The organism is Marinomonas sp. (genome assembly GCF_965225885.1).
In the GTDB taxonomy this organism is placed as follows: Bacteria; Pseudomonadota; Gammaproteobacteria; order Pseudomonadales; family Marinomonadaceae; genus Marinomonas.
This window is the reverse complement of the sequence record NZ_OZ245329.1, coordinates 3038983-3051431: the sequence shown is the minus strand read 5'-3', so window position 1 is coordinate 3051431 and position 12449 is coordinate 3038983. Positions and strand designations below refer to the sequence as shown.

11 protein-coding genes are annotated in these 12449 nt (G+C 42.9%); 8 read left to right on the top strand and 3 right to left on the bottom strand.

The genetic code is table 11. The features are described 5' to 3' along the window. Positions 1–65 precede the first annotated feature (65 nt). Both ACO05V_RS14535 and ACO05V_RS14530 read right to left on the bottom strand, forming a co-directional pair. Positions 66–455, bottom strand: coding sequence for a GFA family protein (locus ACO05V_RS14535; protein ID WP_421856975.1), 390 nt, complete (start codon positions 453–455; stop codon positions 66–68). Between the two features lie 54 nt (positions 456–509). Then, a complete protein-coding gene (locus ACO05V_RS14530; RefSeq protein ID WP_421852859.1) occupies positions 510–1334 on the bottom strand; it encodes a hypothetical protein in 825 nt (274 codons plus the stop codon). Positions 1335–1771: 437 nt separating this feature from the next. Between ACO05V_RS14530 and proV the strand changes: the two genes are divergently transcribed. The 3 genes from proV to proX are packed head-to-tail and all read left to right on the top strand — an operon-like array spanning position 1772 to position 5065. Beyond that, entirely contained in the window at positions 1772–2968 is a 1197-nt protein-coding gene (gene proV, locus ACO05V_RS14525; RefSeq protein ID WP_421852857.1) for a glycine betaine/L-proline ABC transporter ATP-binding protein ProV, read from the top strand. After that, positions 2965–4035, top strand: a complete 1071-nt coding sequence (proW, locus tag ACO05V_RS14520) for a glycine betaine/L-proline ABC transporter permease ProW (protein ID WP_421852854.1) — start codon at positions 2965–2967, stop codon at positions 4033–4035. Before proV ends, proW begins: the two co-directional genes overlap by 4 nt. A 43-nt stretch (positions 4036–4078) precedes the next feature. Beyond that, positions 4079–5065, top strand: a complete 987-nt coding sequence (gene proX, locus ACO05V_RS14515) for a glycine betaine/L-proline ABC transporter substrate-binding protein ProX (protein WP_421852851.1) — start codon at positions 4079–4081, stop codon at positions 5063–5065. 136 nt (positions 5066–5201) lie between these two features. Here the strand turns inward: proX and ACO05V_RS14510 are convergent, their stop codons facing one another. Next, positions 5202–6128 carry a LysR family transcriptional regulator gene (locus ACO05V_RS14510; protein WP_421852848.1) on the bottom strand — a complete coding sequence of 309 codons (927 nt, stop codon included), beginning with the start codon at positions 6126–6128 and terminating at the stop codon, positions 5202–5204. 127 nt (positions 6129–6255) lie between these two features. On the opposite strand from ACO05V_RS14510, the gene lysA reads away from it, so the two are divergent. From lysA to ACO05V_RS14485, 5 genes are all read left to right on the top strand, one after another. Further along, a complete protein-coding gene (lysA, locus tag ACO05V_RS14505) occupies positions 6256–7503 on the top strand; it encodes a diaminopimelate decarboxylase (protein ID WP_421852844.1) in 1248 nt (415 codons plus the stop codon). Between the two features lie 133 nt (positions 7504–7636). Continuing rightward, a complete protein-coding gene (locus tag ACO05V_RS14500; protein WP_421852841.1) occupies positions 7637–8347 on the top strand; it encodes a dienelactone hydrolase family protein in 711 nt (236 codons plus the stop codon). Positions 8348–8720: 373 nt separating this feature from the next. Then, positions 8721–9863: an HlyD family efflux transporter periplasmic adaptor subunit gene (locus ACO05V_RS14495; protein WP_421852838.1), complete on the top strand. Its 1143-nt coding sequence runs from the start codon at positions 8721–8723 to the stop codon at positions 9861–9863. Positions 9864–9866: 3 nt separating this feature from the next. After that, entirely contained in the window at positions 9867–11432 is a 1566-nt protein-coding gene (locus ACO05V_RS14490; RefSeq protein WP_421852835.1) for an MFS transporter, read from the top strand. Positions 11433–11472: 40 nt separating this feature from the next. Then, entirely contained in the window at positions 11473–12396 is a 924-nt protein-coding gene (locus ACO05V_RS14485) for a LysR substrate-binding domain-containing protein (RefSeq protein ID WP_421852832.1), read from the top strand. Positions 12397–12449 lie beyond the last annotated feature (53 nt).

The window sequence follows — 12449 nt, the reverse complement described above, 5'->3', positions numbered from 1 at the left end:
TTTTCTGACTAATAAAAAAGGCAAGTCTGTATCGACTTGCCTTTTTTTGATGTCACACTGAGTACTTAAACAACAGGGCGTTCTTCGTATTGCGGGATATCATCGCAAATTTCATACCATTCGGCTTTTGAACCAACAAAGATATGTGAAGACGGTTTGCCTTCTATTTTTGTATCAAGTGTGCCGATACGAAGGCGAAGCAGTTCTGGCATGTTTGGGCGTCGTCTATAAAAAGGCGAGGCGCATTGCTTGCAGAATACTCGGAAAACATCGTATTCAGCCAGTAGCTCTTTGCCTGTTAAAAGAGTAAATGCGGTTGTCGGGATGGCTGCGTTGGCGGCAAAAGTAGATCCGTTGGCTTTACGACATTTTTGACAATGACACTGCATGATGTCACCCAGTTCACCCTTTATTTCGTATTGAATTCCGTTACATAAACAGCTTCCTGATAATATGTTCTTCTCCAAATGTTTACTTTAAGTCGTCTGTGAGTTGGCGATTTTGTCAAGTTAACCCTTTTGTTTTGGACAAACAACTTTTGTGGCTTTTAGGTGGTACATGATGACTTCTGGGTGGCTAAAAAAGCCCATTTCCCAAGGGTTTTTCTGAATGAAGAGTTCTTGTATTTGAACAAAAACAGGGCTGCTCTTGGGGATTTCGTAGACATCACTTTTGATGATGCTGTAATTCCACTCAATGGCTTCTTCAAACGTAAAACTAGCGCGACTGTCGATGGCAAAGTAACACTGGTTACTTCGGCTTAACATCTTTGCTTTAAAGGTGCTGGGGAAGGTGATAAAGAAAATGTCATCATCGACCGAAGATAAAAATGCCATTACGGTTGAGTGTGGTTGTTGCTTGGCATAGGTCATTAATACGCCAATCTTGTTGTCGTTTTCGCTGTCGTCTATTTGTGGTGCAATGGTCAGTGGGCTATGCGGTAAATCGGTGGCAGGGCGATTGTCTATCGGATGTTCGTAACCGTCAGCTCGGAACGATTTTACAACACTAAGACCATAATATACTTCATATTCTACAGCGTTCACTATGGCTTGATTTTGAGTTGTGGAACCGACCATGCCTTTAAACGATGAACGGTATACTTTGAGCTCAGCGTCATATTCAGATACGCCAGTACGATTGTCTAAATGTATGGTGACTTTTTGGTTAGGTTTTAGTTGATGTCCATTTGGGAAAATGAGCTGTAATGATGTGTCGTTCAGAATGTTTACACCACAAACATAAACGTCCATTTCTGTATCTTGGGAGCTATAAGTGCCGGCTACGCCGAGTACTTGTTTGCCGATGAGATCACTTAAAGCCACGTTCGTCATGTACTTTCCTTAATGCCTATCAATATGTGCATTTAATTGTGAATAATGAGTCTAAAAAGTGTATCAGAAAATACACTAATCATTCATAAATAAAGAGTCTTATAAATACGAAAACTTGAATAGAATGGGCTGTTAATAGCTAAGCTTGGCTTTTGTGACGTTTGCTTCCGTTTTTAGCTTTGAAATGAGGTCGTTTAAAAAGAAATTTAGGGGGCGCAGTAAAAGTATATGAAACATTAATCGGACGATTCTAAATGCCCTCAGAGTCTAACAAAATAGCAAGTGCCGTTGGTGCTGGCATTGATCACTTTTTTGAATATTAAGCAAAACGTAAACATTTAGACTTGTAAGTAATTTTTTTTCTCTCTATGCTAAATAAGCGTTAAGTCGTTCTTAGGCAACGATTTACGCATCGTGTTTAACAACAGAGAGCCACTATGGTTACAAAACTCGAAGTTAAAAACCTATACAAAATTTTTGGAGAGCATCCGAAGAAAGCATTGAAGATGCTAGACAATGGCATAGACAAAGACGAGATTTTTAAAAAAACGGGCCAGACTGTTGGTGTGAAAAATGCCAGTTTGTCCATTGAAGAGGGCGAGATTTTTGTTGTGATGGGGCTCTCTGGGTCAGGCAAATCTACTCTTGTTCGTTTGTTAAATCGCCTTATTGAACCCACCCAAGGCCAAGTGCTAATTGATGGCCACGATATTACCAAAGTCGATGAGAAAGAATTACGCGAGATTCGTCGTACTAAAATTAGTATGGTCTTTCAGTCCTTTGCACTAATGCCACATATGAATGTGCTGGATAATACGGCGTTTGGTTTAGAGCTGTCTGGTGTTGATGTGAAAGAACGGCATGAAAAAGCGCGACATGCGCTGGCTCAAGTCGGTTTAGAATCACACGTAAACAGTTATCCCGACGAATTGTCTGGTGGTATGCAGCAGCGTGTTGGTCTTGCTAGGGCATTAACCAATAATCCCGATATTCTTCTGATGGATGAGGCGTTTTCTGCCCTTGATCCTCTTATCCGCACGGAAATGCAGGATGAATTAGTACGCTTGCAGTCTGAACATCAACGTACCGTAGTGTTTATTTCGCATGACCTTGATGAAGCCATGCGTATAGGTGATCGAATTGCCATCATGCAAGGCGGTGAGGTTGTGCAGGTCGGGACGCCAGACGATATTTTGCATAATCCAGCAAACGATTATGTTCGTTCCTTTTTCAAAGGCGTTGATGTTAGTAACGTTTTTTGTGCCAGAGATATTGCCTCTAAATCTAGACTTACGCTTATTAAGAAAGATTCGAGCGAAGGCTTACGCAGTGGTTTGCAGTTGTTAAATGAGCATGAACGAGACTTTGGTTATGTAGTCGACAAAAGTAATCGCTTTTTAGGTGTTGTGTCTACGAGCTCATTGCACGATGTGATTAAGAATAAACAAACGCTTACCGAAGCCGTTATCGATGAGATTCAAGCGATTTCTGCTGACACCTCTATTAGAGATATCATTTCAATCGTTGCTCATTCTCCATGTGCTGTCCCCGTTATTGATGATCAGCAGAAGTATGTTGGAGTGATCAGTAAAGCGCGTTTATTAGAAACACTGGATAGGGAGGCTTCTGTATGAGTACTGATTCAAATCCTTGGGCAACCCCGTCAGACGAGGCGGGCGTAGCAGAATCGGCAGCCGCAGCCAGTAATCCTTGGGGTGGGGCTGCGTCGACGCAAGCTTCGGATGCTGCCGCTATGTCGGCCAGTAGCACGCCCGTTGAGCAGACTGATTTTAGTCTACTTCATCCTTTTCAAGAGGTCTGGATCCCGCTTGATCAATGGATCGAAACAGGTGTTGATTGGGTGGTGACGAACTTTCGTCCATTCTTTACCGCAGTCAAAGCCCCTGTAGACGCTACTTTGACGGCGATTGATAACACATTTAATGCCGCACCCCCGCTTCTCGTTATTGTGTTGTTTGGTTTGATTGCTTGGCAATTATCTGGACGACGTTTGGCAATCGGTTCTGTCATCGGTTTGTTTGTGCTTGGTGCTATCGGCGCATGGCAAGAGTCTATGACGACCTTGGCGTTGGTCATAACGTCGGTATTGTTTTGTATTGTTCTGGGTATTCCGACTGGTATTGCTATGGCGCGTAGTGATCGCGCTGCGAAAGTGATTCGCCCGATTTTGGATATTATGCAAACGACACCTGCCTTCGTGTATCTGGTTCCAATCGTCATGCTCTTCGGTATTGGTAATGTGCCGGGTGTCATCGTAACCATTATTTTTGCTGTTGCGCCTGTTATTCGTTTAACGAACCTCGGAATTCGACAAGTGCCCAGCGACTTAATTGAAGCGGCCAATTCGTTTGGCGCGGATAAAAAACAGATGTTGTTCAAAGTTCAATTGCCACTTGCCATGCCGACAATTATGGCAGGTGTTAACCAAACCTTAATGTTGGGTCTGTCTATGGTGGTTATTGCATCGATGATCTCGGTCGGTGGACTAGGTTTGATGGTGTTGCGAGGCATTGGTCGGTTAGACATTGGCCTCGCAACTATTGGCGGCATAGGCATTGTTATCCTAGCTGTTATCTTGGATCGCATGACGCAGTCTCTTGGTCAAGATGCTCGTCAGCGTGGTACTCGTCATTGGTATGAAACCGGACCAATTGGCTTATTGCTTGCGCTTAAAAAATGAAAATCAAAACGGTTACAAAAACTCATTCAAAGGAGATGTTCCAATGAAAAAGGTAATTGCACTAACCTCACTTGCCGCTGTATTTAGTGGTGCTGTCTTAGCCGATGGGCACTTGCCTGGCGAAGGTATAAAAGTCACAGCAGTACAAAGCACAATCGCAGAAGAAACGTTTCAGACGGTTGTTGTTAATAAAGCGCTAGAAAAATTAGGCTACGATGTACAGCCGATTAAAGAAGTGGATTACAGTGCCGGTTATACGTCTGTTGCTAATGGTGATGCGCAGTATCTTGCGGTGAACTGGTACCCACTTCATAACACTATGTATAAAAATGCCGGTGGTGACGACAAATTTTATCGTTCTGGTTTCTATATTGAAGGCGCTGCACAAGGTTACCTAATTGATAAAAAAACCGCTGATAAATACAATATTACCAATATCGCTGATTTCAAAAAACCAGAAATTGCTGCTTTATTTGATACGAATGGCGATGGTAAAGCAGACTTGACTGGCTGTCAGGCAGGTTGGGGTTGTGAAGGTGTTATTGAACATCAACTAGATGCGTTCGGTTTACGTGACAAGATTACTCATAATCAAGGCCAATACGCTGCGATTATTTCTGACACCATTGCGCGTTTCAATGAAGGTGAGTCGATTTTTTATTACACTTGGACGCCATACTGGGTTTCAGGCAAGCTGGTTCCAGGTCGTGACGTTGTATGGCTAGAAGTGCCTTATTCTTCGAACCCAAACAATACTGACACGGCGTTACCGAATGGCAAAAACTACGGTTTTGACATCAACAGTGAACGAATTGTTGCAAATAAAGCATTTGCTGAAGCGAATCCAGCCGCTAAAAAATTATTCGAAATCATGAAGCTACCGATTAACGCAGTGAGTGCTGAGAATATGCTGATTGCTGATGGTGAAGATTCCCAGCGTGATATTGCTATCCATGCTGATAATTGGATCAGTGCTAACCAAGCGACTTTTGATGGCTGGATCTCTGAGGCCAAGAAAGCGGCTAAATAAAAGCACTTTGCTAATAACACTGACCTTTTAGCGCAATTGAAGGTTGGTATTATGATGAAAGCAATTTTAAAAGGACGCGGTATTTTATACCGTGTCCTTTTTTCATTTTTATGCTTATTTCATTTCAACGGCATGTTTACCTAGAATAGTTTGAGTATTGGTTGATCTGCGCTTTTATTTCCTTTGCCTCTGCTTCCAGTGCTGTAATGAAGTCGTCTAAGTGAGGGTTAAAGGGGCGGTGCAGAGGTAAAAGGATATTAATTGTAAAAGGATAAGAAACACTCAATTGTCGAATGTGTAAGCCATGGCCAATGAAGTCCAAGGCGGTTAGCGGATTGATGATGGCAATTCCTGCGCCTTTGCTGACCAGTTGGCATACCGACGCCGCTGTGGGTGTTTCTATCACTGTTTTACGATTAATTTCAAGCCGATAAAGCTCTTCATCCAATTTTATGCGATAGGGATCAGTGGGGGATAAGTTAACAAAAGATTGGCCTTCGAAATCACGAAGATCAATGATGTCTTTTGCTAATAATGGATGATTATTTGGCAAAATACAGACTTCATCGATGCTTAACAAAGGTTTAAGTGTGGTGCCTGAAGGTGAGTAATTGTTTTCGGTCAAACCCAGATCATATTGTTGGTACGTTAAGCTTTGTTCTAAAAAGGGCGGTTCTTGCACAGCGATAGAGATGCCGACATTTGGGTTGTTGTCTAAAAACTTTAGACAAGCTCCCGGCAACAGTGATTGGGAAAAAGCTGGCAATGTGAGTATTGAAAGTCTTCCGACCTGATCGGTGCGTAAATCTTCAACGGTTGACCAAATCCTTTCTAAGCCGATATACGAACGTTTTACTTCTTCAAAAAGTGTGTAAGCCGCGTTGCTGGGCTTGAGTCGGCCTCGGACTCGTTCAAATAAGCTGAACCCCAATACTTGCTCAAGTCTTGCTAACTCTCGGCTAATGGTCGGTTGTGAGGTGTGCAGCATGTCTGCGGCGCTGGTGACGCTTTCCGCAGTCATCAAAGCATTGAATATTTCAATTTGTCGGAATGTTAGTTTCATAAGTTATATCAGAAATGAATAGAAGTTGAATATATTGATATTATTTGTATTTTTGTCTAAGCGCTATGATTGATTCACTTTCAATAACTAAAAAATTGATTCGATCAATTTATAGGAGCAAGACTAAATGACGATTTTTAATTCCAGTACTTTAAGTGAAATAACACAGCACTTCGGTACGCCTATTTGGGTGTACGATGCGGCGGCCATTCGCAATAAAATCCAACTATTGGGTGGATTTGATGTTATTCGTTATGCGCAAAAAGCTTGTTCGAATACCCATATTTTACGCTTGATGCGAAAAGAAGGTGTGATGGTCGATGCTGTTTCTGCTGGAGAAATTGAAAGAAGTTTGGCCGCGGGTTACAGCAATAGCGACAATCCTGAAAGCATTGTTTTTACCGCAGATATAATTGATCAGGAAACGGTTGAATTGGTTGTTCAGCACCATATTCCTGTCAATGTTGGCTCGATCGATATGTTGCATCGAATCGCAACAGCGGCGCCTCATCATCCTGTTTGGATTCGAGTGAATCCAGGCTTTGGCCATGGGCATAGTGAAAAAACCAATACCGGTGGGCCAAATAGTAAGCATTGTATTTCGTTAGAAGATTTGCCGCAGGCCATTACTCTAGTTAACCAATATGGCTTGGATTTAATTGGGATTCACATGCACATCGGCTCGGGTTCAGATTTACAGCACTTGTCTCAGGCTTGCCAAGCCATGGTTGAGGCTGTGAAATTCGCTAATGTGGATATTCGGGCTATTTCTACCGGAGGCGGGCTTCCTGCGCCTTATACAGAAAATGATGCAGAATTAGATACCCATAGTTTTTTCCGATTATGGGATGGAGCACGCAAAGAGATAGAAAATCATTTAGGCCATGTTATTAAACTAGAAGTAGAGCCGGGGCGATTTTTAGTCGCAAACGCGGGTGTTTTGCTGTCTGAAATCCATTGTTTGAAGTCGACAGCGCAGCATCGTTTTGTTTTGGTAGATGCAGGCTTTAATGATCTTTTACGACCCAGCATGTATGGCAGTTATCACAAAATAGAAGTGCTTCATCAGGCAGCAAGTCAGCTACTAACAAACCCATCGTCTAATGCGCTTGAATACGCGGTGGCTGGGCCTTTGTGCGAGTCTGGTGATGTTTTCACGCAAGATGCCAGTGGCGTGATTTGTCATCAAATATTAGACAATCCTAAGGTTGGTGATTTGTTGGTGTTTAATGACACTAGTGCATACGGTGCTTCTATGTCTTCAAATTACAACAGTCGACCACTGGCACCTGAAGTTTTGATTGATGAAGGGCAATATCGTCTTATTAGAAAAAGACAACGAATAAGTGACCTGTTGGCACTTGAAGCCTGCTAATTTAAGAGAGGATTTATATGTTGGAATGAGACCAAGCAAGGAATCTGTAAGATGGCAGATTGATTTCATTCCATTTTGCTGGTTACACTGAATGAACAAACTAGTTTTCTATGTGAATTTTAAGAGGTTGCCAGTGAGCCAGACATTTGAATCGTTATTTAAACAAGATATCAAGCGTATGCATTATCAAGTTGATGGGCTGAGTTCGAGTAAGAGCCACATTCAGGTAATTATTTGGCCAACATTTTCCGGGTTGAGTGATTTTGAAAAAGGCATTGCCGATAAAGTTGTATCAATGGGTTTTTCTGCGACTGCAGTTGATTTATACGGTATAGACAACAATCCCGTCGAGATGGATCAAAAACGTGCCAAAATGGGCGCTTTGGTTGCAGAAGCTGAGCCTTTACATGAGTTGTTGAATGATCTGACACAATCTGCTTGTGATGCCATTCATGGCAAAACTATTGTCCATGTCGGTTTTTGTCTTGGTGGTCGTTTGGCTTTGGAAGCAGGGTTGCATCTTGCAGACAGTGCCGGGGCGGTCAGTCTCCATGGATTGATGAGTTTTTTCCGCGCCCAGTCGGAAGAAAAAGCCAATACTAAAGCGAAAATTCTAGTGCTTAACGGACATCAAGATCCATTGGTCACTGAAGAGGATGCTCAAGAAGCTAAACGTTATTGGACAGGTTTAGGGATGGATTTCCAGTTTGTTGATTTTAGCAATACCATGCATTCGTTTATGTTGCCGAGTGCGAATAATCCAGAGCATGGTAGCCAATATAATCCGCTTACGGCCCAGCGCGCTTATGGTTATTTGGCCAATTTTTTAGAAGAGTTTGTCTAAATCATAATGGCGTAAGTTACTTAAGACATGTTTTTCTTCGCTTGCGCCGTTTTCTTCCTTTTGCGCTTTTCCCTTCTTTGTCGATCTATTGCTAGGCTTTGTTTCTAAAGAGGCCTTGTTGCTTGTGAAATTTTCAAAAAAATCTTTTCTGTAAAATAACAAAAATTTATATTTGCAACCGCTTTTCAGTGCAAATAATTACGCTTTTGATCCTTTTTAAGGTAAGAAATAAGGAAAACTTGACGAGTTGCCGTTGTCTTATTTTTAGGATGATAAGTCCTATATTTCATTATTGTTCTTGTCGTTTTATCGCCTTATTCTAACGCACTTCAACACTTCACTTGATAATGTTTAAGAGTAAAAAGGCAACGATATGTCAGAGTTAGATCCACATTTCCAAAAGAAGAAAAACACCGTTGTTATTTTGAGCATAAGCGTCATTCTTGCTTGTCTCGGAGTTTATATATGGTGGACAAATATAGGACAGTTCTATGAAAAAACAGAAGATGCCTATGTGTCTGGTAATGTGATTAATGTGATGTCTCAGGTGTCAGGAACCGTGACTGATATCATGGCTGATAATACCAGTTCGGTACAGGAAGCGGATGTGTTGGTGCAGGTTAGTCCAGTGAATGCGGAACTGGCGCTAGAACAAGCCGAAGCCAATCTTGCCAGTACTATTCGCTCTGTTCGAAATGATTTCGCGTCATTAGATCAACAAAAAGCCAGTGTCGATTTGGCAAAAATTGCTCTTGAGAAAGCTCAGAAAGACTTCAAACGTCGAGTGAATTTAAAGAAGAATAATCTGATTTCAAATGAAGATTTGAGCCATTACGAAAGCACCTTAACCAGTGCTAAAGCATCTTTCAATGTGGCGCAGAAATCTTACGAAGCCAGCAAAACTAAGGTCGATAACACCACAGTGTTGACTCATCCCGATGTTCTAAAAGCCATGTCAGCGTTAAAAGCCGCGTGGCTTACGCTGAATCGCACTAAGATTTTATCTCCAGCCGACGGCTATATTGCACAACGCAGTGTTCAAGTAGGGCAGCATGTTTCAGCGGGAACAACCTTGATGTCGGTCATTCCCTTAAAAAATGTTTGGGTCACGGCGAATTTTAAAGAAACACAGCTTGGTAATCTGCGTGCTGGACAAACCGCGATATTAACATCCGATGTGTATGGCTCAAGTGTCACTTATCAAGGCACAGTCAAAGGCATCGAGCCGGGAACCGGCAGCGCGTTTTCTTTATTGCCTGCGTCGAATGCCACAGGGAATTGGATCAAAGTAGTGCAAAGAGTGCCTGTACGGATTGTGTTAGATCCTCTTGCTCTGGCGGAACATCCTTTGCGTCCCGGACTTTCTATGAGTGTGGAAGTCGATACTCATAACGCCGGTAAACCAACCTTAACACCGCTTTCAGGTACGCAAGCGCCATGGCGAACAGCGGTTTTTGATCATAACGATGACAAAGTCGATGTGATTATCCAGAAAATCATCAAAGAAAGTATGTAGCAAATGATTAGCCGAATTAGCCGTCATAAGTATGTTCCAGCGCCTTCCCATGAATGGTTGATGTTGGCGACGATATTTTTGCTTATGTTGCTGAACTTTTTGCAGACTGGAATGGTGGTGTTTGCTGCTGTGCCATTAATGGGTGAGCTTGGGGTTTCGCCTCAGGAATACAGTTTGGTTACAGCGGCTTACGCGTGTGTGGCGGTGGTGACGATTTCCAAGCAGCGTTGGCTGGTTGAGCGATTGGGCTGGAAATACTACATGCTTGGCTCAATATTGGTCTTCTGTATTGGTTGTCTTGTGGGTTACAACTGTTCTAGCTTTGATGGCTTCTTAACGGCGTATGTGATTATGGGATTTTGCGGCGCGTCTTTTATGACGGGCGCTCGGTTAATTATTAACTTATTTCCGCCAAGCCCGTTGCGGTTAACCGGCATTAAAGCTTACGCCTACGGTTTAACCATAGGTATGTCGTTAGCGCCATTTTTGGCGGCACATTTATTTTTAGCCAGCTCGTGGCATGGGCTGTTTATTGTGTTGTTGCTGGTGGCTTTATTGGCAGCTATTACAGCGTCTTTTTGTTTGCCTGGCGTGCCACCTAAAAGTGAAACCCGCAGTCAAAGCCATCCGTATTTTTTAATGGCGCTAGCCGCTGGCTCGTTTTTACTCTTATACGGTTTTCAACATGGCAATTACGCTTTTTTCAGTAACACCTTGTTGGTATGTGTCTTCTTATTGTTGGGCTTGAGCAGTTTGTATTATTGTCTACGTAGCATGGTTCGCCATCATGATAATAATCCGCTGCTGTCGATGAAGTCGATCTTCGGCAGTCCGTTGTATCGAAAAGGTGTGTTGTTGTTTTTTGTGTGTTATTTGATCATGGGGTCCAATGGTTATTTGATTCCACAAATTTTATCAAAAGGGCTTGGTTTAGGTTGGGGCACAATTGGCAATTGGTATGCTCTCGGCCAAGCTTTTTCCGTTGTCGCGTTAACCTTGGTGATGTTGGTTTTTCCGAAAAAGCCCCATGGTAAAAAATTCTACGTGTTTGGCTTTCTTTTATTGGCTTTGTATGGCTTTTTGATGACAAGGTTGTCGCCTAATACCAGTGTGCAAACTTATATTGTTCCTGCTTTGTGTGTCTTTATGTTTTTTACCGTGGCGGTGCAGGGGACGGTGGCTGCGAAAGCGTTTAACGAGTTGCAACATGATGAGACGGTGTTTTCTCATGCTCAGCAAGTGAAGAATATGTTGTCGCAATTAAGTATGGCGTTGGGGATTTCTTTAGCCAGTATTGGGCTGCAATGGCGAAGCACGGTTCACTACAGTGTGTTGAATCAACATGTGGCAAGTCATGATCCGGTGTTTGTTTCAACGCTTCAACAGATTGTTAGTGCTTATGGGCCTCAGGTCAGTACGGACGTCGCCAATAAAGCCGGAATGGCGTGGATCGTTCAACAAGTCCAACAAAACGCGGTGTTGTTGTCTGGCATCGATTATTTTTCTCTGCTTTTGGTTGTCGGAATAGTGGGAGCGATTGTGATGGCTCGTCAAAAAAGCCTAAACTGAGGTTTCTTTTTGTTTTCTTGCTAAGGCCATTGATCGATTTATGGATTTTAATGACATCTATTACTTTTATCTGACTGCTGAGAATGGCGGTTATACTGCCGCCGAGCGTGTTTCGGGTATTACTAAATCTTTATTAAGTCGCCGAGTGGCTCAGCTGGAAGAACGCTTAGGCATTCAATTGATTCATCGTAATAGTCGCCAGTTTTCCCTGACGGATGCTGGGCTGCAATTATACGAAGGTGCCGTAAACATGGTCGCGGAAGGTCAGTCGGCTTATGAGTCGGTGGCATTATTGCAGTCGGTTCCTTCTGGCGTGGTGCGCGTGAGTTGTCCTGTTCTGTTGGCGCAGCATCATTTCTCGATTTTCTTGCCCGAGTTTATGAAGAAATTTCCTAAGGTTTCGGTCCATTTGGACGCCACGGATCGTGATGTACAGATCCTAGAAGAGCGTGTCGATATTGCGTTACGAACTCGTGGAGCCTTGGCAGACGAAGCGGGTATGGTGGCGAAAAAGCTGGCCACCAGTAAGATGATTTTAGTGGCAAGTCCGCAATTTATTGGCGAATTTGGTATGCCAACACATCCGAGTCAGCTTTCTAAAATGCCTACTTTGACCGAGATGTTTGGTAAACAAGAAAGCACTTTGCATCAATGGGAATTGCTCGGCCCCGACGGAGCTGTATGCTCGGTTCAGCATCATCCAAGGTTGGTGTGTTTGAATCGTTTGTTGCAGTTAAAATCCGCCGTGCAAGGTGTTGGTGTGGGTCTTATTCCAGAGATTGTTGCCAGTGAAGATTTGGTGAAAGGGAGTTTAGTGCATGTGCTACCGGACTGGACGACAAAAGTCAGCATTGTACAAGCGGTTTATTCAAATCGAAAAAGCATGACACCAGCGGTGCGAGTGTTTTTAGATAGTTTGATTCATTATTTTGCAGAAGTAGCGAACAGCAATCGTGCTGTTTGAATACGAAAATAGCCCTCGCTTTGAGGGCTATTTTGTTTTTGCTGCGCCTTTTG